The sequence below is a fragment of the Pseudomonas sp. LBUM1656 genome, from assembly GCF_059716065.1.
The window spans coordinates 190763-217167 of the sequence record NZ_CP166800.1 but is presented as its reverse complement, the minus strand read 5'-3'; the positions used below and the strand labels follow the sequence as shown (position 1 = coordinate 217167).

Genomic DNA, 26405 nt, shown 5'->3' with positions numbered 1-26405 from the left:
TTCCCACGCTCTGCGTGGGAATGCATCCGGTGACGCTCTGCGTCACGGTTTTAATAGGAAATGGGCTTAGCGAATTTCCGGCTCGTGCGACCACTGCAACTGCTCGGCCGGGACCGGTCGCCCAAACCAGTAGCCCTGCCCCAGATCGCAGTCCTGTTCGAGCAGGAAACGCGCCTGCTCGACCTGCTCGATCCCTTCGGCATGCACTTGCATCCCCATGCTTTGCGCCAGCGCGATGATCACTCGCACGATCGCCACGTCATCCTCGTCCCACGGCAAACCGGCGACAAAACCCTGATCGATCTTGAGCTTTTGCACCGGCAAACGCTTGAGCCGCAGCAGCGACGAATAACCTGTGCCGAAATCATCGATGGCCAGACGCACACCCAGCTCGCGCAGTCGATGCATCTGCTCCAACGCCACTTCCGGGTCCTCCATCACCGCACTCTCAGTGACTTCCAGCTCCAGATACGCCGGATCCAGCCCGGTTTCGTGGAGCACCTTCGCCACTTGCTGAAAGAGCTCGCGGCGAGCGAACAATCGAGACGAGACGTTAACCGCGACAAACGACAACGCCACGCCCGCCTGCTGCCACAAACACATTTGCTGACAAGCCTGGCGCATCACCCAGGCGTCGATTTCTGCAATCAGCCCGGTGCGTTCTGCGATGGGGATGAATTCCGCCGGCGGCACCAGTCCGCGTTTCGGATGTTCCCAGCGCACCAGCGCCTCGACGCCCACCAGGCGACGGGTCCTGAGGTCGTGAACCGGCTGGTAATAAACGCGCAGCTCCTGCTGCTCCAGCGCTCGGCGCAGCTCTACGGCAGTCTCGACCCGATTCTGGGCATGGGCTGTCAGCTCTTCGGTGTAAAGGGCGTAGCCGTCGCGACCAGCGCTTTTGGCCTTGAATAGCGCCGAGTCAGCGTTACGCAATAGCTGTTCGGCGCTCGTTGCATCGCCGGGGAACAAGCTGATACCGATGCTGGTATTGATGAACAGTTGATGCCCGCCAATCAGGAACGGCTCTTTGAGACCATCAATGATCCGCTGCGCCAGCGCCGCAGCCTGCATCAACTGCGGACAGCTTTCGGCGAGCACCGCAAACTCATCACCCCCCAATCGCGCCAACGTGATCTCCGGGCCAAGCAAGGCCTGCAAACGCTCGGCCACTGCCTTGAGCAGTTGGTCGCCGACCGTGTGTCCGAGGCTGTCGTTGATCATCTTGAAATGATCCAGGTCGACCATCAGCAACGCACAGCCACGCTTGTGGAGTTGCGCCGACGTCAGTGCCTGCTCGGTACGGTCGGTGAACAGCAACCGGTTTGGCAAATCCGTCAGCGGGTCGTGATGAGCCAGATGCTTGAGTTCATGCTCTGAGTTCTTGATCGCGCTGATATCGGAAAATACGGCGACGTAGTGGCTGAGCTGGTCCTGATCGTCGCGAATGACGCGGATCGTCTGCCATTGCGGGTAGATCTCACCGCTTTTGCGGCGGTTCCAGATTTCCCCGCTCCACTCGCCGATGCAATTGAGTGTCGCGAACATCGCCTGGTAAAAATCCGCTGGATGATGGCCCGACTTGAACAGGCTCGGTCGCTGGCCCAGCACTTCCTCAAACGAGTAACCGGTGATTTCCATGAACGCGCGGTTAACGTGGACGATCAACCCGTTGCTATCGGTGACCAGCACCCCTTCACGAGTGCAATCGAACACCGCAGCCGCCTGACGCAAACGCTCGCGGTCGTCATTACGCTCACGCAATGTGACGCCGACACCCAGGCGTCGGAGCAATCGTGCTCGGGCAATGAAAATCAGCCCGGCACTAAACACGACCCAGACGTAACCGTTGATCAGTTGCCATCGCAGTAACTCAGCAGAGTCATCGAAGAAACTGTTCAATAAGTACCCGCTAAACTGCAGCCAGACTGCGGAAAGCACCAGGTAGAGCAGCGCTGCACGCAAGGCATCGCGATATGTGGCAGACATTCGGCCGTCCATGTCCCTACAAAATGGTTGGGATTATAGGTTAAAGAAACATCCGGGCACTCTTATCTGAAAGGGCGACTGGTTTTATCTGTGGGCTTAGTGATAATGCAACGGCTATTTTTTTATTTATCGAGGGCCCTATAGCCTATGTGGTACGAAGGTTTTCTCGGCTTGTCGCCCTGGTCACTGGTGGCAGTCACCCTGCTGATGACCCACGTGACGATCATTGGCGTCACGGTCTATCTGCATCGTTATTCAGCCCATCGCTCGCTTGAGCTCAATGCTGGCCTGAAACATTTCTTCCGCTTCTGGCTGTGGCTGACCACGGCGCAGAACACCCGCGAGTGGACCGCTATCCACCGCAAGCATCACGCCAAATGCGAAACCGTCGATGACCCGCACAGCCCGGTCATCAAGGGCCTGTCCACCGTTCTGCGCAAAGGTGCCGAGCTGTACCGCGCCGAAGCGGAAAACCCGGAGACCCTGCGCATCTACGGCAAGAACTGCCCCGAAGACTGGATCGAACGCAACCTCTACAGCCGCTACCCGCTGCTGGGTGTGGCGATCATGGCGGTCATCGACCTGCTGCTGTTCGGCACCATCGGCATCACCATCTGGGCCATCCAGATGATGTGGATCCCGGTGTGGGCCGCCGGCGTGGTCAATGGCCTGGGCCATGCCATCGGTTACCGCAACTTCGAATGCCGCGACGCGGCAACCAATCTGGTGCCTTGGGGCATCCTGATCGGCGGTGAAGAACTGCATAACAACCATCACACCTACCCGAACTCGGCAAAATTGTCGGTGAAGAAGTGGGAGTTCGACCTCGGCTGGGCCTGGATCCAGGTCTTCAGTTTCTTCCGTCTGGCCAAGGTCCAGCGAGTTGCGCCAATCGCCCACCGCGTCGAAGGCAAAGGCAGCCTGGACATGGACACCGCCATGGCGATCCTCAACAACCGTTTCCAGATCATGGCCCAGTACCGCAAATTGGTGATCGCGCCGCTGGTCAAGCAAGAGCTGGAAAAGGTCGATCATTCGGTCCGTCACCAGTTTCACCGGGCCAAGCGCCTGCTTTCCCGGGAAACCAGCCTGCTGGACGAAAAACACCACGTTCGCATCCAGACCATGCTCGAGCACAGCCAGGCGCTGAAGGTAATTTACGAGAAACGCCTGGCCTTGCAGCAGATCTGGGTCAAGACAAGCTCAAATGGTCACGACATGCTGGCCGCCATCAAGGATTGGGTTCATGAAGCAGAAGCCAGCGGGATTCAATCCCTGCGCGACTTCGCCGACCAGCTGAAAACCTACTCCCTGCGTCCCGCTGCTGTCTGACCCTGCGAAGGGTTTCCCTGTAGCAAGGGAGCTTGTCTGTGGCGAGGGGATTTATCGGAATGCCGCATCACCCCGTTCGGCGACGAAGTCGCCGCAAATCTGACGACGCGTTTTAACTGAAAAAACGCGTCGCCTATACCGCCCGGCGGGAGCCAGCTCCCGCGCCCCCAAGGCCGGGAACCAATCTCCAAATCCCCTATCTCAAAGACACTTCGCCACCCGGCGGGCTTTGCTGTAGCCGCTTTCGAATCTCGAGCGGCGCATGCCCTTTGAGATTTGTCCCGATGGTCCCCAAAAACCCACAAGACTCATCCCTTCCTCAGTGGCCGGACGCCGCTCAAACCCTGATGGCGCTCATGCATGCCCAGGGCGAAGTGGCGCGCCTGAGCGAACGCGAGCAGCTGTTCAGCTCCCTGCTGGTGAGCGTGAACGCGGTGCTTTGGGCATTCAATTGGGAAACCCGTCAGGTGCTCTACGTCAGCCCGGCCTATGAGCGGATTTTTGGCCGTTCCGCAGGCCTGTTGCTGTCCGACTACAACGAATGGCGCGACAGCATTTACCCCGACGACCTGGACTATGCCGAGCACAGCCTGGCCGAAGTCCTGGTCAAAGGCGCCGTTGAAGACCGCGAATACCGCATCATCGCCGCCGACGGCCAGGTGCGATGGCTCAGCGACAAATGCTTCATCAACCGTCAGGCCGAGCCGGGCCAACCGGTGATCATCGTCGGCATTGCCGAAGACATCACCGAAAAGAAACGAATGGAGGCCGAGCTGCAGCGCCTGGCCACCACCGACGTGCTGACGCAAAGCAGCAATCGCCGACACTTCTTCGAATGCGCCCAACGCGAGTTTGCGCAGGCGCGCAAACAAGGCGCACCGATGGCGTTCCTGTTGCTGGACATCGATGACTTCAAAGTGGTCAACGACACCTACGGCCATCAAGCCGGCGACAACGTACTGCAACGAATCGCCGAGAGCGGTCGTGCCGCCTTACGCCGGGGGGATTTTTTCGGTCGGATCGGTGGCGAGGAATTCGCAGCGGTGTTCCCCGGCTGCGCTCCCGACATGGCCATGCAAGTCGCCGAGCGCCTGCAGCGGCAGATTCAGCAATTGAGCTTCAGCCATGACGACCAGACGTTCGGCATCACCATCAGCCAGGGCTTGACCAACCTGAATGCGGAGGATGATTCCCTTGATAGCGTGTTCGCCCGCGCAGATTCGGCGATGTATGAAGCCAAGCGCCAGGGTAAAAACCGCATTATTTCCGGCTGACCCCAACACCAAATTCAACACCATCCCCCCTGCGGTAGCGAGCCTTTGTGGCGAGGGGATTTATCCCCGTTCGGCTGCGAAGCAGTCGCAGAACCGATGCACGCGGGGTATCTGATACTCCGGTATCGCAGGTTTGGGGCCGCTGCGCGACCCAACGGGGATAAATCCCCTCACCACAAAGGCCCGCTCCCACATTGGGTTATGTGGAGTGCTTACTTTTTGCGCAACCGCATCAATTCCGGCAACCCAATCCTGAGCAACCGCGCAGTCCGGCTCTTGGCCAATGCCTCAATGCCCTCATGCTCCGTCAGACGCGCCAGTTGCGCAGCAATGTTCATCACCAGCGCTTCGCGAGAGTAAACCCCGCCACCGAGCTGGTAGACCGCTGCAATCAGCTCTCGCAACTCCAGCGGCAGGCGCCAGCGGGTGCGCAGCGCCGAACCGTAGGCCGCGCCGAAGTCGGCCAAGGCCTCTCCCACCTCCTCCCATTCATCCAGCTCGCCACCGGCCTGCTTCCATTCCTGCAAACACCTCAGCAAGGCGAGGTCGCCGAGGCAATGCAGCATGCCCGCGCAATAACAGCGCTCCTGATCCAGGTCCAGCAAGCGCGCCAGCGTGCGGGCGTATTCGGCGGTGTGCAGCGACAACTCCCAATAACGCTCGGCGTAATCCGCGAGAAACGGATCGCTGAGCCGGGCACTGCGCTTGAGCGCCAGCCCGAGAATCAGGTTCATGCTTTGCCCGGTGCCCAAGCGATGCAGCGCCTGGGACAGGGTTTGTACGGCGTCACCCAGGTGATGAGCCGCACTGTTGGCGGCGGCGATCAGCACGGCGGTGACCTGCGGATCGGTGCGGATTTCGTCTCCCAGCCGGGTCAGATCGAGGCCATTGGGATTGAGACTGCGCTTGATCGCCACCTGCACGTCGGTCATCAACGGCGCACCCTCCGCCAGTTCACGGCGACGCTCCAGGTACACCGACAGGGTCATGCCGGGCGCTAGCGTTGGCACCTCGCAGGCAACCTCCTCTCCGGCGTTCACCAGCAATTCTTGCAGGCGATGAGTCAGGCCTTCCATGTCCAGGGGTTTGGTCAGATACGCCGTGGGCGCCAGGGGCAAGGCTTCGCGCACGCTGGCGCTGTCGTTGCGGCTGCTCATCAGAATGAAGGGCAGCGGCGGATTGCGCTTGCGTTGACGCACGTTGCGCAAAACATTTAGGCCATCAACGCCTGGCAGTTCCCAGTCGACGATCACCAAGTCGTAGGGATTTTCCGCCAACAGTTCCAGCGCCTGTTGGCCATCGGCACACACATCCAGCCTTGCGTCGCAGCGCACACTCAACAACACATGCTTTAGTAGGTCGCGAGACCAGGGGTCGGCCTCGGCGATCAAGACTCTCGGTACAGCGGGCAAATCTACGGCAGTCATGCAACACGCTCCCTCGCAATGCTTGAACCTTAGTCAACGCTCGCGGTTCGATACAGATCAAATGCCCTCAATGTGTTTCAAGAGGCGAAAAAAAACCCGCCGAAGCGGGTTTTTTGTCGATCAGATCACAAATCAGTCAGTGCCCGGACATCACAGTTCCGAGAAGCACTCTTCGATGATTGCCAGACCTTGGTCCAGTTGCTCGTCTGGCGAAGTCAGCGGTACCAGGACGCGCAGAACGTTGCCGTAAGTGCCGCAAGACAGCAGGATCAGACCCTTGTCGCGAGCCTTGGCCACAACCGATGCCACAGCGGCAGCGTTTGGCTTGTGGCTGTCCCCATCGACGAACAGCTCAACCGCGATCATCGCGCCCAGGGCACGGACTTCGCCGATCACCGGGTATTTGGCCTGGATGGCTTTCAGGCCAGTGACCAGACGCTCGCCGACAGCCTTGCAGCGATCCAGCAGGTGCTCTTCTTCGAACACTTCCATCACGGCCAGGGCCGCGGCGCAAGCGATCGGGCTACCGGCGTAGGTGCCACCGAGGCCGCCTGGAGCGATAGCGTCCATGTATTCGGCTTTGCCGCACACACCGGCCAACGGGAAACCGCCAGCGATGGATTTGGCGAAAGTGGTCAGGTCGGCAGAAACGCCCATCTGTTCCATGGCGAAGAACGTGCCGGTACGGCCAGCGCCAGTCTGCACTTCGTCAGCGATCAGCAGGATGCCGTGCTGGTCGCACAGGGCACGCAGACGCTTCATGAATTCTTTCGGTGCGACGTAGAAACCACCTTCGCCCTGAACCGGCTCGATGATGATGGCAGCAATGTCACGCGGCTCGGCGTCGTTCTTGAAAATGCGTTCGATGCTGGCGATCGAGTCGTCGACGCTCACACCGTGCAGTTCGTTCGGGTACAGCGCGCGGAACACGCCGCCAGGCATCAGGCCCATGCCGGCCGAGTAAGGCACGACTTTACCGGTCAGGCCCAGGGTCATCATGGTGCGACCGTGGTAAGCGCCGGTGAAAGCGATCACGCCAGCACGGCCAGTGGCGGCACGGGCGATCTTCACGGCGTTTTCTACAGCTTCGGAACCAGTGGTCACCAGCAGGGTTTTCTTGGCGAAATCACCTGGCACCTTGGCGTTGATTTTTTCGCACAGCTCTACGTACGGTTCGTACGCCAGCACCTGGAAGCAGGTGTGGGTCAGCTTGTTCAGTTGCTCGGTCACGGCCGCGATGATTTTCGGGTGCAGGTGACCGGTGTTCAGTACGGCGATACCGCCGGCGAAATCGATGAACTCGCGACCTTCAACGTCGGTCACTGTGGCGTTCTTCGCGGACTCGGCGAAGATCGGGTGAATCTGGCCAACACCGCGTGGTACAGCGGCTTCGCGGCGTTTCATCAGGGATGCGTTAGTCTTGCTCATAAAGTCCTCATTCACCGCTCATCGGGCGGCGTGGCTCAAGGAAAATGCAGCGGGGAGGCAACTACGGCAGCATGCGATGATCGACTGCCACAGCGTTCCCGGCCACAGAGAAAATTCCGTTTGAAGCGCAGAAAGGGACAGCGCTCTCGTGCCCTTTCCGCTTGTTGCATTCCCGTCCGCCGAGCTTAGATGCCCAGGCAGAGGTATTTGATTTCCAGATAATCTTCGATGCCGTACTTGGAGCCTTCACGGCCCAGGCCCGACGCCTTGATGCCGCCGAATGGTGCGACTTCGTTGGAGATCAACCCGGTGTTGACGCCGACCATGCCGTATTCCAGGGCTTCCGCCACACGGAACACACGACCCAGGTCGCGGGCATAGAAGTACGAGGCCAGACCGAACTCGGTGTCGTTGGACATCGCGATCACTTCGGCTTCGTCTTTGAAGCGGAACAGTGGCGCCAATGGGCCGAAGGTTTCTTCCTTGGCCACGGCAGCGTTTTTCGGCACGTTGGTCAGAATGGTCGGCTCGAAGAAGTTACCTTCCATGACCTTGCCACCCGCCAGAACGGTTGCGCCTTTGCTGATCGCGTCGGCAATGTGTTCTTGAACCTTGGCCACGGCTTTTTCGTCGATCAGCGGACCCGTGGTGGTGCCTTCTTCCAGACCGTTGCCGATCTTGAGTTTAGCCACGGCCACTTTCAGCTTCTCGGCGAACGCGTCGTAGACCGAATCCTGAATGTACAGACGGTTGGCGCAGACGCAGGTCTGGCCGTTGTTGCGGTACTTGGAAATGATCGCGCCTTCGACGGCCTTATCCAGGTCCGCGTCGTCGAACACGATGAACGGCGCGTTGCCGCCCAATTCCAGGGACACTTTCTTGATGTCCTTGGCGCATTCAGCCATCAGCTGACGACCGATTTCGGTAGAGCCAGTGAAAGACAATTTACGCACGATCGGGTTGCTGGTCAGCTCGCTGCCGATGTCGCCGGCACTGCCGGTCACAACGCTGAACACACCGGCAGGGATGCCGGCACGTTGGGCCAGTTCAGCCAAAGCGAATGCGGAGAATGGGGTTTGCGAAGCAGGCTTGAGCACCATGGTGCAACCGGCGGCCAGGGCCGGGCCGGCTTTACGGGTGATCATCGCGGCCGGGAAGTTCCATGGGGTGATTGCTGCGGTCACGCCGATCGGCTGCTTGATCACGATCAGGCGCTTGTCTGGCTGGTGGCCCGGAATCACGTCACCGTAGATGCGCTTGGCTTCTTCGGCGAACCACTCGATAAAGGAAGCGGCGTAAACGATTTCGCCCTTGGCTTCGGCCAATGGCTTGCCCTGCTCCAGGGTCATCAGGCGAGCGAGGTCGTCCTGGTTTTCGATGATCAGTTCAAACCAGCGACGCAGCTTGTTCGCACGGTCCTTGGCGGTCAGTGCACGCCAGGCCGGCAGCGCTTTGTCAGCGGCTTCGATTGCACGGCGGGTTTCGGCAGCGCCCATTTTCGGCACAGTGCCCAGAATTTCGCCCGTTGCCGGGTTGTTGACCTTGATCGTCAGACCATTGTCCGCATCAACCCAAGCGCCATCGATGAAGGCTTGCTGGCGGAACAACTGGGTGTCTTTAAGCTGCATGTCGGCTTTCCTTAACAGCACCGCGACCAGCGCGGAGCGAATTATGATTGTAGAAAGGCGCCTTGTAGGCTGCCGTCAGGGAAATCATTCACCGGGCTGAAGCACATAAATAGCGCACTGTTCGAAACTCGTGCGGTTCAGCACCCAGACAAGAGCGTTTGAAATCTCAAACGAATCCTAGGATCAAAGGGGGTAAAGGACAATAGCCTGTTCGAAAAAAAGAACGAAAACGCCGCATTTGCCTAATTTTTCTGATCAACGTAGCAAACGGTTGTTACGGTTGCGAAAACCGCAGTCGATTCAGCAGCATGGACGCCCGCAGTGCATATGAGTATCATGGCGCCCGCTTGCACCAGTAGCTCAGCTGGATAGAGTACTGCCCTCCGAAGGCAGGGGTCGTGGGTTCGAATCCCGCCTGGTGCACCATATAGTAGAAACGAGAAAGCCTCAGATTTTAGGGTCTGGGGCTTTTTTGTGGGTGCTGGTTCGCGCTGAACGAGTGGAGCCGAGTAAAGATTCAGTTGTTCGGTTTAACCGAACAACTGCACCGGAAGAAACCGCCTAAGCGGTTTTTTCATTCCGTCGTCCAATCAAACTCGTCGTACTCATCATCCTCTTCGTCCTCAACCTCTTCATCATCAAGGACGTCCTCCTCCAGCGCGTCCTCTGCCTGCTTCGCCAGAAGAAACTCCTTTCGACTCTCAGTCACAGCACGCCGCAATTCCTCACCCTTTTCCGGGCAGTTGAGCATTTGGGCGATGCGGTCGATTTTTTTTGCCACGGCATCCTCCAACGCATCGGCTATGGCCCGATAGTGCGCGCTTTCGGGTGTTGATGCCAAATCGCTGGGCGCTTTGCCTCTCAGTTTTCCTGCAAATTTTTGAGTCGGGCGGCGAGGTTTTCCTTGGGAAAGCGCTTTTGCAATGTCGCCATCAGCTCATCAGCCACTTTGGTTTGACCGGCATTTCGCAGGCGGATCACTTCCCGTAATTGGTCGTCGAGGAACTTCGGCGGGGCCGCGAAGCGTTTACTGACCTTCGCTTCTTCAGCCATTTCAGCGCTGATCGATTCGTTTTGCGCCGGCGCAGCCATATCAGCCATTGGCGCTATGGGCGCGGGTGCGGACATCGCACCGGCCGGAGCAGCCAGGGAGCGGGCAACCGATGCAGGCGCTTCTGCGGCTTCTTTCTTGGCCGCAAAAGATGAGGTATTGGGCGCCGGGGTGGAATCGTAGGTAGGCACTTGCTCGGGCGTACGTTGCACCAGCGCCAACATCAGGGCGACGCCAACGAGGCTGGCGAATGCGACTTGCCAACGAGGTTTCTGGCAGGCCAGAACCCAGCGTTGCCACACGTTCGGTTTCGGCTCAGGCGCTTCTCGATGTGCGGCGGCCAGAATGAACGCGTCGAGATGGGCCGGTGGTTCACCGGTCGCGTTTTCACGGAAATGCTTCACCACATCGTCTTCCGGTGTTTTGCGGGCGTCAGTCATGTCAGTACCTCCTCGGCCAGCAGCCGACGCAGTTTTTGCTGGGCGTAGCGCAAGCGACTCTTGACGGTTTCCAGGGGTGTTTCGGTGAGGGTGGCGATCTGCGGCAGGTCGAGATCGCCGTGGGCGCGCAGCAGGAAGACTTCGCGCTGGTCGGCGGGCAGGTTTTGCAGGGCTGCTTCGAGGCGCTGGCTGTCGCGGCTCAGGCTCAGCAGTTGCTCTGGATCGGTCGCCTCATCAATCACGGCGTGGGTTTGTTCGTCATAGCTGTCGTGCAAAGGGTTGTGAATGCCATGTTTGCGCCAGTGGTCGATCAATCGGTTGCGGGCAATCTGAAACAGCCACGTACGAAAATTCGCCCGGCCTTGTGGCTGACTGGTGCTGCGGATCAGGCTCAGCCAGGTCTCCTGGTAAACCTCTTCGGCGAGTTCGGGCTTGCCGCTCAAACCGAAGAGAAACCGGTAGAGGCCTTGGCGATGACGGGCGTACAAGATCTCGAACGCTGGCCCGTCGCCTGCGCGGTACCGGGCCAGCAGCGATTCATCGCTCGGTTCAGGCGCTGCCATGTCAGTTGTACTCTCCTTTATGCGGCTCACTATTGGAAGCGGTGGTGGTGCGCAGGCTCTGCGCCAACTCCACCAGTTGCACGAACTCTGCCCGCAGACCAAATCGGTCGTCACCCCGTGCTCCGCGCGCCAAAGCCTCGGTGTCCTTCAGGCTGAAATCACCGGTATAGCGGCCGTCCTTGAGTTGCTGGGAAAACGCGGCCACGGCCGCTGCAAATCGCAGGTCATCACTGGCTTTGCCGACTGGATCACCCGCAATCGGCCGTTCGATCAAGCGACTGTTCCCACCTTCAGGCAGCTGATAACGCACACGCAGCATCGCCAATTCCCCGGTTGTACCGGAAGCCACCGACTCAGACTTGCCGTATCGCAATGGCTCCAACCACCCCTTCTCGCCCTTCGGCACAATTTCGTACAACGCCGTCACCGTATGTCCTGCACCGATTTCTCCGGCATCGACTTTGTCATTGCTGAAATCCTCACGCTTCAGCGCCCGGTTCTCATACCCCAACAGTCGGTATTCGCTGACCTGCGCCGGGTTGAACTCCACTTGCAGCTTCACGTTTTTCGCCACCACTGCGAGGGTCGAGCCGAGTTGATCCACCAGCACCTTGCGCGCCTCGCGCAGGTTGTCGATGTAGGCGTAGTTGCCATCACCGGCGTCGGCCAGCTGTTCCATCAGGTATTCATTGTAGTTATCCACACCAAAACCCAAGGTGGTCAGGGACACGCCGGTCTTGCGTTTATCCACAGCCATTTGCTTGAGGCTGTCGAAGTCGCTGATGCCGACGTTGAAGTCACCGTCCGTGGCTAACAGGATGCGGTTGATGCCTTTGGCGATGAAGGCCTGTTGCGCCATCTGATAGGCCAGTTCGATGCCCGAGGCACCCGCCGTCGAGCCACCGGCGGTTAATTGGTCGATCGCTGTACGAATCTTCGCTTTTTCCCGTCCGGAAGTGGGTTCCAGTACGACACGCGACTCGCCGGCATAGACCACCAGAGAAACGCGATCCTGCTCGCGCAGTTGATCGACCAGCAATTTCAGCGTGCTTTTGACCAGCGGCAAACCTTCGCGACGGTCCATCGAGCCGGACACGTCCACCAAAAACACCAGGTTGGCCGGGGCCAGTTCCGCGACCGCTCGGTCCGACGCCTTGATGCCGATGCGCAGCAAACGGGTATGTGGATTCCAGGGCGACGGTGCCAGTTCGGTGGTCACGCCAAACGGCGAGCCATCGGTGGGCAACGCGTAATCGTAGGGAAAGTAATTGACCATTTCCTCCAGCCGCACCGCGCCTTCGGGCGGCAGGCGTCCCTGATTCAGCAAGCGGCGGACATTGGCGTAAGCGCCGGTATCGACGTCAGCGCTGAAGGTCGAGACCGGTGCCTCGGCCACGCTGTGAATCGGGTTATCCGCCAGCGCTTGATATTGCTCGCGCTGCTCATCCTGATAACCCGGCGCAGCCATCTCTGGCGCAAAGCCCGCTATGGGTGCCGGACGAATGCTGCGCTTGGCCATCGAGGCATCCGCCGCAACGGATTCGTTGCGCACCAGCGCCTCGGTTTTCATTTCACCTTGGGCCGGTGGCGGCACCGAAGCGGACTCAGGTGTGGATGAAACGCCGCAACCGGCAACGGCCAGCAGCAGCCCGACGGCGAAACCCTGGGCGGCCGGGCGGAGGACATGCAGAGGGAGGGACATGGGAGCTGACCTCAGGAGGAAATTGATCCATTCATCCTCTGAGACGAGCCCCCGCTCAGGTTCGGGTTAACCCGGCTGAAAAAATAATCTCAGCGGTGATAACGCCGCACCACACTGCTGTTTTTCAGCACATGGCCTTTGATTTTTTCCATCAGCTGCGTGCGGGTCAGGCCGGCGGGCAAGGCGTCCGGCGCCAAATCGAGGGCGTAGAGCTGGATGATGTAATGGTGGGAGCTGTCGCCGACGGGCGGGCAAGGACCGATGTAGCCGGTGGTGCCTTTGCTGTTGCTGCCGCCCATACCTTCGAGCGCGGATTTGGCGCCCACGCCGGCCGGGATCTGGCGGGTCGCGGCCTTGATGCCGTAGTGAATCCAGTGATCGACGCCGAGGCCTTTCTGGCCGTCCGGGTCGTGCATGACGATGGCGTAGCTCAAGGTGCCGGGTGGGCCGGCGTTCCAGCTCAGGGCCGGGGACTGGTTCTTGCCGCCGCAGCCGCTGGCGTCGCTGGCCGCTGCCGCGGTGAACAGACGGTTATCCGAAACACCGGGAATGCTGACGGTGAAGCGTTCCTGGGCCTGCGCCGGAAACTGCACGCAAAGGGCGACGGTAACGGCCGCCAGCCAAGGGTTCAGAGAGGTCAATCGGGTCATTCCGGAGCACCTTGTGCGGATGGGGCCTTCGTCGGCTTGCGAACTATAGCTGTACCGTTCGTGCGGTGGCAGTGGGAATTGGCTGAACCTCGGGTTACGCGCCAAACTCTTAAGTGAATCGCCTGCCTGGAGAGTGATCATGGCCCTGCACCGCGTCGCCCGTTTCGCCGATGTGCCCGAAAACCGAGGCCTGGAAGTACGGATCGCGGACACCAAAATCGTTTTGCTGCGGGTCGGCAATCAGTTGCGCGCCTATCAAGGCGAATGCCCCCACGCCGGGGCGCCGCTGGCCGAGGGTGCGCTGTGTCATGGGCGCTTGATCTGCCCGTGGCACAAGGCCGCGTATCGGATTGAGGATGGCGGGTTGTGTGAACCGCCGTCTCTGGACAGCCTCAAGCGCTACCCCCTGGAGATGCGCGATGACGAGGTCTGGGTCGATGACCAGCCGCTATCGGATCCCCACACACCGCCGGCCGATGACGAGCGTACGTTTGTGATCGTCGGCGCCGGTGCCGCCGGCACGGCAGGGGCGGCGGCATTGCGCGAAAAAGGCTTCGGCGGCCGCGTCGTGTTGATCGACCGTGAAGCCGATGCCGGTTACGACCGAACGGTACTGAGCAAATTCGTGATTGCCGGGGAGATGCCACCCGAAGAAGTCCCGCCGCTACGAGAGGAAAGCTTTTACCGCGAACAGCGGATCGAACGAGTCACCGGGGAAGTGGCGAGCCTGGATGCCACCAACAAAACCCTGCGCCTGGCCGACGGTCAGTCGCTGACCTATGACGCCGCGTTGCTCGCAACCGGCGGCACACCCAACCCTCTCACGCTGCCCGGTGCCGATTTGCCGCAAGTCTTCCTGCTGCGTTCCAAGGATCAGGCGACGCGGATTCTGAGCGCTGCGAAACCAGGACAGCGGGTGGTGATCATCGGCGACAGCTTCATTGCCCTCGAGTCCGCGTCGGCCCTGCGCCAATACGGTTTGGAGGTCACCGTGCTGGCCCGCCACGCGGTGCCGTTCGCCAAGCAGTTCGGCGAGGCCGTCGGCAAGTCGATTCGCGCCCTGCACGAGGCCAACGGCGTGGTGTTTCATACCGAGGGCGAAGCTGCGCAGATTGAAGGCACGGACAAGGTCGAAGCGGTGAAACTGGACAACGGTCAGCGTTTGCCCGCCGACCTGGTGCTGGTCGGCATCGGTGTCAGCCCGGCAACGGAACCGTTTGCCGATCTGCCCAAGGAAAAGGATCGCTCACTGCAGGCCGACGGCGGCATGCGCGTAGCCGAAGGATTGTGGGCGGCGGGCGATATCGCGACCTTCCCGCTCAACGGCCAGCCCCAGCGCATCGAGCACTGGCGCCTGGCACAGCAACAGGCACGCATCGCTGCCGCAAACATGCTGGGCGGCGACGAACACTACCTCGACGTTCCGTATTTCTGGACTTGGCACTTTGGTAAAAATTACGACTACCTCGGCCACGCCGAAAGCTGGGATGAGGTCGAGTTCAAGGGTGACCCTGACCATCCACCCTTTATCGGCCTGTTCAGCAAGAACGGCGTGGTTGCGGCGGCGGTTGCCTGTGATCGAGAGCGGGCGATGGCGATGCTCGCTGAACGGATGAAACAGCCGTTGCCGGTGGATGAGGCGTGGCGGCTGATTCGGGACGTGGATTAGGTTTTAAACAGCGGACAGCAAAACGCCCGGCGTCTGCATGTCGCAGAGACCGGGCGTTGCCTTGAGGCGAGCGGTATTACTGAATCTGTGGAGCGCCGCCGAGCTTGCCCATCACGAAGCCGACAAATTGCTCAACAGTCATTTTCTGGCCGTTGAATTCCACCTGATTGTTGGCGTAGTGCAGTTTGGTGACGATGTCGTTGCCTTCCAGTTTGGCCAACTGCGTACCGACTGCCATGCTGCTGAACATGTCCGCGGTCGCCGTTGCCTGATCGGCAATGAGTTTGGTGTCGGTCTGGCCTTCGATCTGCGATTGCACGGTAAGCAGGTCAACGAGCATCGGCTTGGACACTTGCAGATTGAAATCCAGCAGCGCGATCAGCTGTTGGGTCAGTTGGTCTGGCGGCAGGTCCATGGACTGCGGTTTGGTCAGGTCGAGCACCAGGTTGGCGCGGCTTTCACCGTTGGTGGATTTGAACGACAGATTTTCCAGGGCCACCTGCGGGCCTGCCGCGAGCAGTTTTTCCAGGCCGGTTTTGACCTGCGCCTCTTCGGCTGGGGTCAAGACCAGTTCTGGAGCCGGTTCACCGGCGGCAGCGGCTTCAGCGGCGGCTTTCTCGTACGGTTGCAGTTTGGTCTGGTAGACCTGCATCAGCGACATGGTCGCCGGGATGTCGAGGTTCTTCAGGCTCATGGCCATTTGCGCAGAGCCGACATTCTTGCCGTTCAGCGACACTTCACCCACCTTGTAATCGGCACGCCCCGAAGCGCTGGTGCCCGATTCTTCGGTCTGGTTCTTCATTTCAAATTTCTTGAAACCCAATACCGATTGCTGGGCGCCGAAGGTGGTTTTGCTGTCGGTCAGCTCCAGGGTGTTGTCGCCGACGTAATAGCCGTAGGTGCTTTTGGTCAGGTTGCTGGCAACGGTCAGACCGCTCAGCTCGACCTTCACCGGCGTCTGGTCTTCAGCCACCGTGGTCAACGTCAGGGTGTCCATGTAGCCGTTGGCCTTGACCTTCTGAGCCTTGGCGCTGGCAGCGACATCGAGGTTCAAGCCGGAAAATTTCAGGTTGGACGTGGCATCCAGCGCGACGTCCAGCGGCAGCAATTCAAGGGTGCCGTTGGTGGATTCGTCGTAACCGATATTGACCAGACCCTTGAGCGGCGACTTGTCCTTGGCAGCGGCAAACCATTTTTCGGTGGCAGGGGTTCTTTCCAGTTCGTAGTGACTGGTGGCCATGACCGGCAGCCATTTCAGCGAAACCAGACGTGAGAACGGCAGCGGACCGTGTTCGAGGCGGTCAACGAACAGCAATTCGACCGGCGCTTCGCCGAACATTTCACCTTCGCCCTTGAGGCGGTAGTGCGCGGTGCTGCTGAACACATGACGTTCCAGCGACACCAGTTCCAGCGTCGCTGTGCCGTTGGAACCGACCAGCGCGGCTTTTAGCTCTTTGTTGGCGTCTGCGATCGAAGTGTTCAGCACGCCTTCGATTTTGGTGCCGGTGTACCAGGCACCACCGGCGCTGATTGCACCGATGGCAACGACGATTCCAAGAAGCACGCCTGCTGATTTATTCATGAATTACCCGATCAATGTCCGTTGTTGAAAATGTGGTCGTCTTCCCTGAACCCATGACGGGTTACGGTCGCGACTGCGCTGAAAGTGCGATGCAGATTAGCATCAGGCGCACCGGGCGGCCCAATGTTTAAAGGTTAAAGAGTGTCTAGAGAACCCTGATGCCTGTGGACCACCGGCAGGGGTCGAGAGTTTCAGAGGTCATTAGATTGCCTTCGCGAGCAAGCCCGCTCCCACATTTGACCGAGTACTAATCCAGCGACTCGGTCAAATGTGGGAGCGGGCTTGCTCGCGAAGACGTCAGACCCGACAACACAGGCTCAAGAATACTGAACTTCCATCTCATCCAGCTGATGATCAAAGCTCTTGAGCCGCGCCGTCCACGTATACACCAGCACTTCAAAATCGCGATTGATCACCGCCCCGCCCGTCACTTCCGCGCGCGGGTCGCAGAAGTCCAGTTGATAGCGTTCACGGGCCATGGCGGCCGCCACATCGGAGAGTTCACGGGCATTGTTGAGCCAGTGCCTGTCCTCGTCGCAGACTTGCTTGTCCAGTTCCAGGCATTGCTTCTTCAAGGTCTCGAGGCTTTTTTCCAGCGGCGTGCCGGTCAGTTCGCCCATGACTTCCTGGAACGTACGCCCCGGTTGCCAGTAGCTGCCCCAGAAATACCGGTCAAACACCGTTTCGACCCGACGCAACGCCACCTTGGTGTCCCAGATCAGCACCAGGGTCTTGCCTTGTTCGAGTTGTCTTTTCTTGATGCGCTGGCCCTGGACTGAAGCCCAGGCCACCACGACGATTGCCATCACGGCAATCAGCGCCGCGGCACTGTCGAGGAACACCAAAGCCTTGTCGATCTGGTGGGCCAGCATGATGCCGTAAAAATAGGTGGCCGACAGCAGGACCAATGCCGTAATAGCGCACCAGAAGCCGGGAGCATAAGGGTTTTTCATTATTAGATCCCCATGACCAACGCGAGCCTTGATCGATGAAATCGACGCGCGACCTCATCAAGTCAAAGCATAGCAACGGGCTCAGGGATTGCCGGGGTTCGTGCCTTGCGTTCGTCCGCTTTCCCAGCCACCGCCCAAGGCGAGGAACAAATCGATCTGGCTCATCGCAACTTGGGTATTGGCGGCGGCCAGTTGCGCCCGCACATCGGTGTAGGTGCGTGTGGCTTGCAGGTCCGCCAGGAACGACGCGCGGCCGGCCTGGAAGAAGCGGTGGGTCTGGTCCGCGGCCAATTGCGCCGATTGTTCGGCGTCGGCCAAGGCATCGCGGCGCTGCAACAGCGCCGAATATTGCGCCAGGCTGGTCTGGGTCTCGCGGATGGCGTTGAGTACCACGCCATCGAAATGCGCCAGCGTGCCTTGGGTGGCCGCTTCAGCCTCGCGGATTCGCGCCCGGGAGCCGTTGGACGGCACGGTCCAGGTCAGCAACGGGCCGAAGCCCCAACGATTGGTCGCCGGTTTGCCAAGGTTTTCGAGGATGCCAACGGTACCGACCGTCGCGCCGATGCTGATGTCCGGGTACAACTCGCCCGTGGCGATGCCGATGCCGGCGGTCGCGGCCGCCAGCCGACGTTCGGCCTGACGCACATCGGGCCGGCGCTTGAGCAAGGTGGCGCCGTCACCGACCGGCAACAACTGGGTGATTTTCGGCAGCTCGTTACAGGTGGCGGTGCCGGCCGGCAATTGCTCGACCGGTTTGGCCAACAGCATCGACAAGCGGAACAACCCGGCCTGACGCGCCGCTTCATAACGCGGCATGTCGGCGCGCAAGGATTTGAATTGGGTTTGCGAGCGAGTGACCTGAGTTTCATCGCCGCGCCCGGCATCGCGCAAACGCTGGATCAGCGTGGTGCCTTGGGCTTGCAGGTCGAGGGAATGCTGGGCGATTTCCTGCTCCTCGTTGGCCGCGCACACTTGGGTGTAAGCCCGAACCACATCGGCCACCAAGGTGATACGTGCGGTATCGGCGGCGGCTTGAGTCGCGTCGGCATTGGCCTTGGCCGCTTCGATCCCGCGCTGCAAGGTGCCGAACAAATCGAACTGATACGAGGTGGTAATGCCGATGTCGCCGACGTTGGCCACCGGCACTTTATCCGCCAGCAAGAACGCTTCGCCGGATTCCTGCAAGCGCTGGGCGCCGATCTTCACCCCGCCACTCCAGCCGCCCGCCGCCTGCGCTTCGTCGACCTGGGCGCGGGCCCGGGAAAGGCTCGCCGCCGCCACGCGCAAATCGGTGTTGCTGGCCATGGCCTGCTGCACCAATTGGTCCAGACGCGGATCCTGATACAAGCGCCACCAATCAGCGGGCACCGGGGCCGAAACGACGTTTTTACCGTTCACCGCCAGGTCGCCCTGCAAGTCTTCACGGTGGATGGCGGCCTCGTCCGGCAGGTGATAATCCGGCCCGACCACCTGACAGGCCGACAGCAACACGCCTAAGCCGACGACCGCCAAACCCGAGGCCCTGCTCATTTCGCGGGCTCCTGCGGTTGGTCTTCGATGATCGATACCGTGGCGGTACGCCCGGCGATCATGCGGAAGTCCGCTGGCACGTCATCGAAGGCAATCCGCACCGGAATCCGCTGGGCCAGCCGCACCCAGCTGAACGCCGGATTGACGTTGGGCAGCAGGTTGCTGCCGCTGCTGCGGTCGCGGTCCTCGATGCCGGCGACGATGCTTTCCACATGGCCGCGCAAACGCGCGCGGTCGCCGACCACCCGGATGTCCACCGACTGGCCGACATGGATTCCGTCAAGCTTGGTTTCTTCGAAATAACCGTCAATGTGGAACGAATTGCTGTCCACCACCGACAACACCGGGCGCCCGGCAGTGACGAATTCCTGAGTACGCGGCGCGCGGTCGTTGACGTAACCGTCCACCGGGCTGCGAATGGTCGAGCGGTCGAGGTTGAGCTGGGCGCTGTCCACCGCCACCTGAGCTTCCATCAAGGCCACTTCGGCGCGGGCCACGCGGGACTGGCTTTCTTCCAGTTGTTCGCCCGGCACCAGATTGCCGAGGCCACGGTTACGCTTGGCTTCGCGTTGCGCCTGGGCCAGGGTTTCCTGGCGGTCGGCGACCGCTGCCTTGGCCTGACGCAAGGCCAGTTTGAAGCGGTCCTGGTCGATGCTGAACAGCACCTGGCCGCGTTTCACCAACTGGTTGTCGCGCACTTCCACTTGCTGAATGAGCCCGGACACGTCCGGGGCGATCTGCACGATGTCAGCACGGATGTGCCCGTCCCGTGTCCAGGGCGCGAACATGTAATACATCACCATGCGCCAGACCACGACGACGGCGAAGGTCACGATCAGCAGGGTCAGGACCACGCGACCGAGGGTTAAAAAAGGCTTTTTCATGTCATCAGGTATCGACTGAGTGAGTCCACGGCGCCGAGCAGCAAGGCGTAGAGAGCCACGTTAAACAATGCCCGGTGCCAGACCAGACGGTAAAAGTGCAGGCGCGTCAGCAACCCGTGCACCAACAGGAACAGCACGTACGTAATGCCCATCAGCACCAGCAGCGTGGGCAGGAATACCCCGCTGATATCCAGATCACCGATCATAAAGGCGCTCCATCGATGCCATGGGGAAGCGGTTCTTCGAGTTCACCCGAGGCTACGAATTCCACCCCGGGCAGCAGCGACAGACGCAGACCGCTCAAGGCATGCAACAAGTGCAGACGCGCGCCGTCATCGCACTCGGTGTTGAGGGCGCGGCGGGTGCGGTCGAGGGTCATCAGCAGCGGGCTCGGTGCCGGCAATCGCTCGCCGGCCTTGAGGCACGCTTTGAAATACTCGCCGACTTCGGCCACCACTTGATGCAGCAGCATTTGTGGTGTGCCGTGCACTCGCGGCGTGTAGGCAAGCAGGTCGAGCAAGTTCAGCGCTACGCGTACTTCCCGCAGCGCGATGCCGGTGTCTTGTCCGGTCATGGCCAATCGCGGCAGATGCTGCATCAAGCGATCGAGCATCTGCACACCGAGGTGGCGGTGTTCGGCCAACGTGGCTGGCTCGGTCAGGCTGACAATGTCGCGCCAGCTGAAACGGGTCAGGCGCTTGGCCGCGAGTTCCGCACCGAACGGCCGGGCGATCAGGGTCCAGACAAAAGCGAACAGCAAGCCGACGGGGCCGGCCAGGTTGGAGTTGGCGAAGCTGAGGAAATCCGCGTCGTAAGCGCCTTGAATGCTGATGAACGACGAGGTGTTGACCAGGGTCAGCAGCATGCCCAGGTAAAACTGCGGCTTGACCGTCAGGGTGCCGATGCAAATGAACGGCACCGCAAACGCCAGAACCAGCATCGGGAAGTCATGCAGGTTGGGCAGGACCAGGAACAGATAAAGGCTGGCAAACAGCACCGACATCGCGGTCCAGAAAAAGAACCGGAAAATCTGCGGCGCCGGGTCGTCCATCGAGGCAAAGAAACTACACGCCACCGCTGCCAGAATCACCGCGGCGCCACCGTCGGTCCAGCCGAGCAGAATCCACAGCACCGACGCGACAATGATCGCGGTCACCGTGGACGCCGCCGAATAGAGCATCAGCCCACGGTCGAGAAACGGCGACAGGCGACCCAGACGCCAATGCCGATACACCGCGCGCCAGCTGTCCTGGCTTTCGCACTGAATGGCGTATTGCAGGCTGCGGCAGTCTTGCCACACATCAATCCACTCGCCGAGGCGATACAACGCGTTGGAGAACAGCAGCTGTTTGCGGTCATCCAGCGCTTCGGCGGACGGTTGCAAGGCCTCAAGCTGATCTTTCAGCGCCTGCCAGCGGCCGAGGTCGGCATCTTTGTGATCCAGCCATTCGGTGGTCACGGTCAACAGCGGCGCGAACTTATCCACAAGCTCGGGGGTTCTTCGTTCAAGGGCGTAGAGCGCGTCGTCGAGGGCGTCGATCACCGGCAGCAGGTGAATCATCCGCCCGCGCAGTTCCTTGGTGTTGCGCACCGTCTGCGGTCGCGCGCCCTCGTGGGGCAACTGACCGATCATCAGCTCCAGGCTGTTGAAGGTCGCCACCATCGCCGAGCGCAAGGCACTGACTTCCTCCGGCTGTACGTTGCGGCTGAGGAAACGCAGGCTGTAAGTCGAGGCATCGGCGAACCATTTATTCACCGAATCGTTGAACACCGGCGCCAGCCGCCGTGGCCAGAACATCGCACCGACCACCGCCGCCACGGCGATGCCGAGGAAGATTTCCTCGGTTCGCGCTTCCGCGACATCCCACACCGCCAGCGGGTTATCGACCACCGGCAAGGCAATCAGCGGCAACGTGTAACCGGCGAGCATCAGCGCGTAACTGTTGGCCGTGCGCAGATGCAGGGACAGGAATAGCAACGTCCCGGTCCACAGCGCGATTACGACCACCAGCACATAGGGGCTCTGGACAAACATCGGCACGAAAAAAACCGCTGCCGCCGCACCGAGAAAAGTGCCGACCGCGCGGTACAACGCCTTGGAACTGGTGGGGCCGACAAACGGGCTGGAAACGATGTACACGGTGGCCATCGCCCAATACGGACGCGGCATTTGCATGAGCATGGCGATGTACAGCGCAATCATCGACGCCGCGAACGTACGCACCCCATAGAACCAGTCCCGCGCCGGAGGAACGCCGGTAAAAAATCCGCTCAAGGGTTGGCCACCGACGGTGCGTTGGCCGCTTCAAAGGCTCTCAATACCCGTAACGTCGCTTCAAGATCACTGCGGTCGATCCCTTCGAGCACTTCATGGCGCAACCGCACCAGCTCGATCTCGACAGCCTGCACCAACTCCCGACCGGTTTCCGTCAGGCTCAGGCATTTGGCGCGCCGGTCATGGGCGTCTTCGGTGCGACGAACGTAGCCGGCATGACACAACTGATCGAGCAGACGCACCAGCGACGGACTCTCCATCCCCGCCGCCTGCGCCACCGTCACCTGCCGCACACCCTCGCCCAGACGCCCGATCATCAACAACGGGACGGCGCAGGCTTCAGAGATTCCATAGTTGACCAGCGTGGTCTGGCAGATCTTCCGCCAATGCCTCGCGGCCACCACCATGGAGCTGCTGATGTTCATCTGGAGAGCGTCGAGGTTTTTCGGCACGAGGGGAAACACACACTGTTAGTTTGCTAACTATCAATATGGCATTGGAGGGGAAAGTTGGTCAAGTTTTGAAACAATTCTGGGCCAGAGGGAGGCTGAAAAAGTTCACAGACACGATTCAAGCCCAGATTTCTGCAACGCCTGTAAGTTTTTTGCACATTTCAGTCGTTTCGTTAAGATTTTTACACCCCCCATTAGCGCTGATGGCGCGTTTAATCGGGTTCGAGCCTAAAGGTCATCCAGATTTACCGAAATCGGTGTTTCATGCTGGCGTGAACGAACAATTTCCGCCCATTCAAGGTCATCGAGGCGTTCCATTGCGCACTCGAAAACATCGGCTGAAACCACTGTCACAGGCTCGCCATGTGCCCCATTCAGTACCTCTGCTGGATTTTTCTTGAAGTCAGACACTATTTTTTAAGATCCCGATGCTGACCGGATCGCGCCCAGGCCGAGTTGTTTGAACAGAAAAGCTGTGATTCACCGCGCGTCGCATCAATTTTCTCTCTGGCCATGGTTTGTACTGACGACGTATATACTCCGTCAGTACATCAGTCGAGGATGCAGACCATGTCAAAACAAGCCGTCTTTACAATGAAACTCGAACCGGAATTGCGCGAGCAGTTCATGGCTGAGGCAGAGGCTTCGCATCGCCCTGCTTCGCAGATTGTTCGTGACATGATGCGGCAATTCGTTCAAAAACAGCGCGAGTCGCGTGAGTACGAAGCGTTTTTACAACGCAAAGTGGACAGCGCGCGAGTGTCCATGAACGCAGGCGAAGGCCTGACCAATGATGAAGTTGAAGCAGAATTCGCCGCCAGGCGTGCGAGGGCTGCTAAAGGATGAGGATTATCTGGACGCCAGCAGCAGCAGCAGCAGCAGCAGCAGCAGCAGCACAGGATCGTGCAGAAATTTGGGATTACCTCCATGCCGTCAATCCAAAAGCAGCCATCGACATGGACACCCGTGTCACTCACTCAATATCTCGGCTGTCCCAATACCCTGAAAGCGGCCCCGCCGGAATCATTGCAGGCACTCGAGAGCTGATTCCGCACCAGAGTTATCGCATCGTCTATGAACTGGGACCGGGCGCGATCTGGATACTCGCGCTGGTCCACACTTCTCGACAGTGGCCGCTGGAGAGTTGAAGAACTCCTCAGATTTACACCCCCCGCCCCTTCCTCATCAGCACATCAAGTTGATCCACCACCTCCGCCCAATCCGCATCATCCAGAATCTCGTCCCTCAAAAACTCCGCCTGACTCTTGGTCCAGAAAAACGCATCCGCTAGATGCAGTTCCGGTTTGAGCGGTGAATGGGTGGCGATAAATTGGTCGATGCTGATCGGATCGCTGTCCAGGCCGAGTTGTTTGAACAGGGAAGGGAGGCTGTGGGTTGGGGATTCCATGTCGGGCTCCTTTTTTATGGCAAATGATGGGGTGACTGCTTTGCAGTCAATCGCGGGCAAGCCACGCTCCTACAGGATTGCGAGAACCCTGTGGGAGCATGGCTTGCCCGCGATGACGGTATCACTGACGGCGCAAAACTCACTGGCTCAACTCTCGCACCTCGGCATGCGGCACCATTTTCAGAAACTGCGGCATTTCCATGTGCAGCAGATTGGTGTGGTTGCCGGCTTCCAGGTAAATGTCTTTCTGGCGGGTCAGCAACGGGTCGATGACCACGTCGATCCCATAGGATTCGCCCAAGGCTGGGACAGCGCCGCGTTCGCAATCATCGAACAGGTGCGGCAGGTTGCTTTCCCGGGAGACCTGCCATTCGCCGCTGCTGCGAACTTTGCTCAGGTCCAGATGGCGGCTGGCGGGCAGCACAGCCATCAGGAAATGCCCGTGCTGGTCGTCGAGGATTACCGACTTGGCCACCCTTTCGGCAGGAATGTTCGCAAGCCGTGCGGTTTCAAGGCTGCTGGCCGAGTGCGGGTGGGAAATGATGTCATATTCGCAGTGCGCCTTATCCAGGCTGCTCTGCAGGGTTCTTGCCATACGCATGATGCACCTCGGTGTCCGCAAACACTGTTTGGCGGACGATGGTTAACACTTTTCTTCGTACTGAAAGTCTAGGCCTGCTGGCGCGTTCCGGAGTGAAATCCGCCCGCCGGGCCAAGGCCAACAACTGGTCAAAATTCGTACAATCCACAGCTCAGCTAGACTGTATAAAGAACCATCAATGACTCTCCCGGAGGGTCACGTGAACATTCGTTGCTGTGCGGTTGCGCTGCTGTTGGCCTTGAGCGGATCGGTCTTCGCGGCGGACACCGTCGTCCTGCTGGCTCCCAATCCCATGGGGATCTGGCTGATCACGTTCGGCATCGCCTTTCTGATCGCCGAGGCGGCGCTGCCCAATTACGGCGTGATCGGGCTGGGCGGCATTGTGATGTTTGTGATCGGCGCGGTGATCCTGAGCAACACCGAAGTGCCTGTGCCATTGATGGTCGGCCTCGGACTGATCAGTGCGCTGCTGTTGATCTTCCTGCTGATACACGCCCTGAAAACCCGACCGCGCGAAAACGTCAGTGGCGATGCCGGACTGGTGGGCAGCGTGACCCCGGTGATGTCGCTGGCCGGCAATGCCTATAACGGCTGGGTGCATCTGCAAGGAGAAAAGTGGCAAGTCCTCAGCACCACGCCGCTGCAACCCGGGCAAAGGGTGCGGGTGGTGGCACGCAAGGGATTACTGCTGGAAGTGGCCGCGGCTGATGCGGCGTCGAAGGGAGAATAGACATGGGCCTGCAACTGGGTTTTGCCGCGCTGCTGTTACTGCTGATTGCACTGGCGGGGTCGACCTTCCGCATCCTGCGCGAATACGAGCGCGGGGTGGTGTTCCAGCTCGGGCGCTTCTGGCAGGTAAAAGGGCCGGGCCTGATCCTGCTGATTCCGGTGGTCCAGCAAATGGTCCGCGTCGACCTGCGCACCGTGGTCCTCGACGTGCCGCCACAAGACGTGATCACCCGCGATAACGTCTCGGTCAAGGTCAACGCGGTGCTGTATTTCCGCGTGCTCGATCCACAGAAAGCCATCATCCAGGTCGAAGACTTCCTCATGGCCACCAGCCAACTGGCCCAGACCACGCTGCGGGCGGTGCTCGGTAAGCATGAGCTTGATGAACTGCTGGCCGAACGGGAGCGGCTGAACATCGACATCCAGCAAGTGCTCGACGCCCAGACCGATGCCTGGGGCATCAAGGTGGCGAACGTCGAGATCAAGCACGTGGACCTCAACGAATCGATGGTCCGCGCCATCGCCAAACAGGCCGAAGCCGAACGGGAACGCCGGGCCAAGGTGATTCACGCCGAAGGTGAATTGCAGGCCTCGGAAAAACTCATGCAAGCCGCCGAGATGCTGGGGCGCCAGCCGGGGGCGATGCAGTTGCGATATATGCAGACGCTGAGTTCGATTGCCGGGGACAAGACATCGACGATTGTCTTTCCGCTGCCGATCGAGCTGCTTAAGGGTATGGCGGATTTGTCGTCCAAATCCTGATGGCCCCAAAAGATCGCAGCCTCGTTTCACTCGACAGCTCCTACAGGGGATCGCATTCCAATGTAGGAGCTGTCGAGTG

Annotated in this window: 26 protein-coding genes and 1 tRNA gene; 8 read left to right on the top strand and 19 right to left on the bottom strand. The window is 59.9% G+C overall.

The window, feature by feature from the left end; translation table 11 throughout:
• Positions 1–66: 66 nt before the first annotated feature.
• Positions 67–1986 carry a phosphodiesterase DibA gene (gene dibA, locus ACA072_RS00945; protein ID WP_497622523.1) on the bottom strand — a complete coding sequence of 640 codons (1920 nt, stop codon included), beginning with the start codon at positions 1984–1986 and terminating at the stop codon, positions 67–69.
• A 147-nt stretch (positions 1987–2133) separates the two neighbouring features.
• On the opposite strand from dibA, the gene desA reads away from it, so the two are divergent.
• Complete coding sequence (desA, locus tag ACA072_RS00940; RefSeq protein WP_461978390.1) at positions 2134–3318, top strand: delta-9 fatty acid desaturase DesA; 1185 nt, start codon at positions 2134–2136, stop codon at positions 3316–3318.
• A 284-nt stretch (positions 3319–3602) separates the two neighbouring features.
• A complete protein-coding gene (locus ACA072_RS00935; protein ID WP_497622522.1) occupies positions 3603–4592 on the top strand; it encodes a GGDEF domain-containing protein in 990 nt (329 codons plus the stop codon).
• Between the two features lie 212 nt (positions 4593–4804).
• Here ACA072_RS00935 and ACA072_RS00930 read toward each other — a convergent pair whose 3' ends face one another.
• The 3 genes from ACA072_RS00930 to gabD form a co-directional block, all read right to left on the bottom strand.
• Positions 4805–6019, bottom strand: coding sequence for an HDOD domain-containing protein (locus ACA072_RS00930; RefSeq protein ID WP_497622521.1), 1215 nt, complete (start codon positions 6017–6019; stop codon positions 4805–4807).
• Positions 6020–6169: 150 nt separating this feature from the next.
• Positions 6170–7447, bottom strand: coding sequence for a 4-aminobutyrate--2-oxoglutarate transaminase (gene gabT, locus ACA072_RS00925; RefSeq protein ID WP_497622519.1), 1278 nt, complete (start codon positions 7445–7447; stop codon positions 6170–6172).
• Positions 7448–7632: 185 nt separating this feature from the next.
• On the bottom strand, positions 7633–9075 hold the full coding sequence (gene gabD, locus ACA072_RS00920; RefSeq protein ID WP_010464868.1) for an NADP-dependent succinate-semialdehyde dehydrogenase: 1443 nt from the start codon (positions 9073–9075) through the stop codon (positions 7633–7635).
• A 349-nt stretch (positions 9076–9424) separates the two neighbouring features.
• Here gabD and ACA072_RS00915 point away from each other — a divergent pair.
• Positions 9425–9501: transfer RNA gene (locus ACA072_RS00915), tRNA-Arg, on the top strand.
• 148 nt (positions 9502–9649) lie between these two features.
• On the opposite strand, the gene ACA072_RS00910 is transcribed toward ACA072_RS00915, so the two are convergent.
• The 5 genes from ACA072_RS00910 to ACA072_RS00890 all read right to left on the bottom strand — a co-directional run bounded on the left by ACA072_RS00910 (position 9650) and on the right by ACA072_RS00890 (position 13481).
• Positions 9650–9916: a hypothetical protein gene (locus ACA072_RS00910; RefSeq protein WP_497622516.1), complete on the bottom strand. Its 267-nt coding sequence runs from the start codon at positions 9914–9916 to the stop codon at positions 9650–9652.
• Between the two features lie 20 nt (positions 9917–9936).
• On the bottom strand, positions 9937–10566 hold the full coding sequence (locus tag ACA072_RS00905; protein WP_497622514.1) for a hypothetical protein: 630 nt from the start codon (positions 10564–10566) through the stop codon (positions 9937–9939).
• Positions 10563–11129, bottom strand: coding sequence for an RNA polymerase sigma factor (locus ACA072_RS00900; protein WP_497622512.1), 567 nt, complete (start codon positions 11127–11129; stop codon positions 10563–10565). The genes ACA072_RS00905 and ACA072_RS00900 overlap by 4 nt, the downstream gene beginning before the upstream one ends.
• Position 11130: 1 nt before the next feature.
• Positions 11131–12831, bottom strand: a complete 1701-nt coding sequence (locus tag ACA072_RS00895) for a vWA domain-containing protein (RefSeq protein ID WP_497622509.1) — start codon at positions 12829–12831, stop codon at positions 11131–11133.
• Positions 12832–12920: 89 nt separating this feature from the next.
• On the bottom strand, positions 12921–13481 hold the full coding sequence (locus ACA072_RS00890) for a YbhB/YbcL family Raf kinase inhibitor-like protein (protein WP_497622507.1): 561 nt from the start codon (positions 13479–13481) through the stop codon (positions 12921–12923).
• A gap of 139 nt (positions 13482–13620) precedes the next feature.
• Here ACA072_RS00890 and ACA072_RS00885 point away from each other — a divergent pair, with 139 nt between their 5' ends.
• On the top strand, positions 13621–15150 hold the full coding sequence (locus ACA072_RS00885; RefSeq protein WP_497622505.1) for an FAD-dependent oxidoreductase: 1530 nt from the start codon (positions 13621–13623) through the stop codon (positions 15148–15150).
• Positions 15151–15226: 76 nt separating this feature from the next.
• On the opposite strand, the gene ACA072_RS00880 is transcribed toward ACA072_RS00885, so the two are convergent.
• The 8 genes from ACA072_RS00880 to ACA072_RS00845 all read right to left on the bottom strand — a co-directional run bounded on the left by ACA072_RS00880 (position 15227) and on the right by ACA072_RS00845 (position 23240).
• A complete protein-coding gene (locus ACA072_RS00880; RefSeq protein WP_497622503.1) occupies positions 15227–16732 on the bottom strand; it encodes a YdgA family protein in 1506 nt (501 codons plus the stop codon).
• 317 nt (positions 16733–17049) lie between these two features.
• Positions 17050–17685: an NADH:ubiquinone oxidoreductase subunit N gene (locus tag ACA072_RS00875; protein ID WP_497622502.1), complete on the bottom strand. Its 636-nt coding sequence runs from the start codon at positions 17683–17685 to the stop codon at positions 17050–17052.
• Positions 17686–17766: 81 nt separating this feature from the next.
• The gene (locus ACA072_RS00870; RefSeq protein WP_497622501.1) at positions 17767–19215 is read right to left on the bottom strand and encodes an efflux transporter outer membrane subunit; all 1449 of its coding nucleotides are present in this window, start codon (positions 19213–19215) and stop codon (positions 17767–17769) included.
• Positions 19212–20099, bottom strand: coding sequence for an efflux RND transporter periplasmic adaptor subunit (locus ACA072_RS00865; RefSeq protein WP_497622500.1), 888 nt, complete (start codon positions 20097–20099; stop codon positions 19212–19214). Before ACA072_RS00865 ends, ACA072_RS00870 begins: the two co-directional genes overlap by 4 nt.
• A complete protein-coding gene (locus ACA072_RS00860) occupies positions 20096–20305 on the bottom strand; it encodes a DUF1656 domain-containing protein (protein ID WP_008148151.1) in 210 nt (69 codons plus the stop codon). Before ACA072_RS00860 ends, ACA072_RS00865 begins: the two co-directional genes overlap by 4 nt.
• The gene (locus ACA072_RS00855) at positions 20302–22374 is read right to left on the bottom strand and encodes an FUSC family protein (RefSeq protein WP_497622499.1); all 2073 of its coding nucleotides are present in this window, start codon (positions 22372–22374) and stop codon (positions 20302–20304) included. Before ACA072_RS00855 ends, ACA072_RS00860 begins: the two co-directional genes overlap by 4 nt.
• Complete coding sequence (locus ACA072_RS00850) at positions 22371–22799, bottom strand: MarR family winged helix-turn-helix transcriptional regulator (RefSeq protein WP_497622498.1); 429 nt, start codon at positions 22797–22799, stop codon at positions 22371–22373. The genes ACA072_RS00855 and ACA072_RS00850 overlap by 4 nt, the downstream gene beginning before the upstream one ends.
• Positions 22800–23054: 255 nt before the next feature.
• The gene (locus tag ACA072_RS00845) at positions 23055–23240 is read right to left on the bottom strand and encodes an antitoxin (protein WP_497624927.1); all 186 of its coding nucleotides are present in this window, start codon (positions 23238–23240) and stop codon (positions 23055–23057) included.
• 156 nt (positions 23241–23396) lie between these two features.
• Between ACA072_RS00845 and ACA072_RS00840 the strand changes: the two genes are divergently transcribed.
• Positions 23397–23672, top strand: coding sequence for an antitoxin of toxin-antitoxin stability system (locus tag ACA072_RS00840; protein WP_497622496.1), 276 nt, complete (start codon positions 23397–23399; stop codon positions 23670–23672).
• Positions 23669–23974 carry a type II toxin-antitoxin system RelE/ParE family toxin gene (locus ACA072_RS00835; RefSeq protein WP_497622494.1) on the top strand — a complete coding sequence of 102 codons (306 nt, stop codon included), beginning with the start codon at positions 23669–23671 and terminating at the stop codon, positions 23972–23974. The genes ACA072_RS00840 and ACA072_RS00835 overlap by 4 nt, the downstream gene beginning before the upstream one ends.
• Before the next feature lie 14 nt (positions 23975–23988).
• Here ACA072_RS00835 and ACA072_RS00830 read toward each other — a convergent pair whose 3' ends face one another.
• Together ACA072_RS00830 and ACA072_RS00825 are read right to left on the bottom strand one after the other, a co-directional pair.
• Positions 23989–24234 (bottom strand): DUF2789 domain-containing protein, encoded by a 246-nt coding sequence (locus tag ACA072_RS00830; protein WP_497622492.1) that lies wholly within the window; start codon positions 24232–24234, stop codon positions 23989–23991.
• A gap of 139 nt (positions 24235–24373) precedes the next feature.
• Complete coding sequence (locus ACA072_RS00825; RefSeq protein WP_497622491.1) at positions 24374–24835, bottom strand: aminoacyl-tRNA deacylase; 462 nt, start codon at positions 24833–24835, stop codon at positions 24374–24376.
• Between the two features lie 199 nt (positions 24836–25034).
• Here ACA072_RS00825 and ACA072_RS00820 point away from each other — a divergent pair, with 199 nt between their 5' ends.
• Entirely contained in the window at positions 25035–25565 is a 531-nt protein-coding gene (locus ACA072_RS00820) for an NfeD family protein (RefSeq protein ID WP_497624926.1), read from the top strand.
• A gap of 2 nt (positions 25566–25567) precedes the next feature.
• Positions 25568–26326 carry a slipin family protein gene (locus ACA072_RS00815; RefSeq protein WP_131060480.1) on the top strand — a complete coding sequence of 253 codons (759 nt, stop codon included), beginning with the start codon at positions 25568–25570 and terminating at the stop codon, positions 26324–26326.
• The last annotated feature ends 79 nt before the right edge of the window (positions 26327–26405 follow it).

Excerpts from the sequence above, each read along its gene's own strand:
- gabD (WP_010464868.1), bottom strand. The coding sequence starts at position 9,075 with ATGCAGCTTAAAGACACCCAGTTGTTCCGCCAGCAAGCCTTCATCGAT.
- ACA072_RS00900 (WP_497622512.1), bottom strand. The coding sequence starts at position 11,129 with ATGGCAGCGCCTGAACCGAGCGATGAATCGCTGCTGGCCCGGTACCGC.
- ACA072_RS00930 (WP_497622521.1), bottom strand. The coding sequence starts at position 6,019 with ATGACTGCCGTAGATTTGCCCGCTGTACCGAGAGTCTTGATCGCCGAG.
- ACA072_RS00935 (WP_497622522.1), top strand. The coding sequence starts at position 3,603 with ATGGTCCCCAAAAACCCACAAGACTCATCCCTTCCTCAGTGGCCGGAC.
- ACA072_RS00840 (WP_497622496.1), top strand. The coding sequence starts at position 23,397 with ATGTCAAAACAAGCCGTCTTTACAATGAAACTCGAACCGGAATTGCGC.
- ACA072_RS00815 (WP_131060480.1), top strand. The coding sequence starts at position 25,568 with ATGGGCCTGCAACTGGGTTTTGCCGCGCTGCTGTTACTGCTGATTGCA.
- gabT (WP_497622519.1), bottom strand. The coding sequence starts at position 7,447 with ATGAGCAAGACTAACGCATCCCTGATGAAACGCCGCGAAGCCGCTGTA.
- desA (WP_461978390.1), top strand. The coding sequence starts at position 2,134 with ATGTGGTACGAAGGTTTTCTCGGCTTGTCGCCCTGGTCACTGGTGGCA.
- ACA072_RS00860 (WP_008148151.1), bottom strand. The coding sequence starts at position 20,305 with ATGATCGGTGATCTGGATATCAGCGGGGTATTCCTGCCCACGCTGCTG.
- ACA072_RS00875 (WP_497622502.1), bottom strand. The coding sequence starts at position 17,685 with ATGAAAAACCCTTATGCTCCCGGCTTCTGGTGCGCTATTACGGCATTG.
- ACA072_RS00880 (WP_497622503.1), bottom strand. The coding sequence starts at position 16,732 with ATGAATAAATCAGCAGGCGTGCTTCTTGGAATCGTCGTTGCCATCGGT.
- ACA072_RS00885 (WP_497622505.1), top strand. The coding sequence starts at position 13,621 with ATGGCCCTGCACCGCGTCGCCCGTTTCGCCGATGTGCCCGAAAACCGA.
- ACA072_RS00870 (WP_497622501.1), bottom strand. The coding sequence starts at position 19,215 with ATGAGCAGGGCCTCGGGTTTGGCGGTCGTCGGCTTAGGCGTGTTGCTG.
- ACA072_RS00905 (WP_497622514.1), bottom strand. The coding sequence starts at position 10,566 with ATGACTGACGCCCGCAAAACACCGGAAGACGATGTGGTGAAGCATTTC.
- ACA072_RS00850 (WP_497622498.1), bottom strand. The coding sequence starts at position 22,799 with ATGAACATCAGCAGCTCCATGGTGGTGGCCGCGAGGCATTGGCGGAAG.
- dibA (WP_497622523.1), bottom strand. The coding sequence starts at position 1,986 with ATGTCTGCCACATATCGCGATGCCTTGCGTGCAGCGCTGCTCTACCTG.
- ACA072_RS00865 (WP_497622500.1), bottom strand. The coding sequence starts at position 20,099 with ATGAAAAAGCCTTTTTTAACCCTCGGTCGCGTGGTCCTGACCCTGCTG.
- ACA072_RS00825 (WP_497622491.1), bottom strand. The coding sequence starts at position 24,835 with ATGCGTATGGCAAGAACCCTGCAGAGCAGCCTGGATAAGGCGCACTGC.
- ACA072_RS00890 (WP_497622507.1), bottom strand. The coding sequence starts at position 13,481 with ATGACCCGATTGACCTCTCTGAACCCTTGGCTGGCGGCCGTTACCGTC.
- ACA072_RS00895 (WP_497622509.1), bottom strand. The coding sequence starts at position 12,831 with ATGTCCCTCCCTCTGCATGTCCTCCGCCCGGCCGCCCAGGGTTTCGCC.
- ACA072_RS00835 (WP_497622494.1), top strand. The coding sequence starts at position 23,669 with ATGAGGATTATCTGGACGCCAGCAGCAGCAGCAGCAGCAGCAGCAGCA.
- ACA072_RS00830 (WP_497622492.1), bottom strand. The coding sequence starts at position 24,234 with ATGGAATCCCCAACCCACAGCCTCCCTTCCCTGTTCAAACAACTCGGC.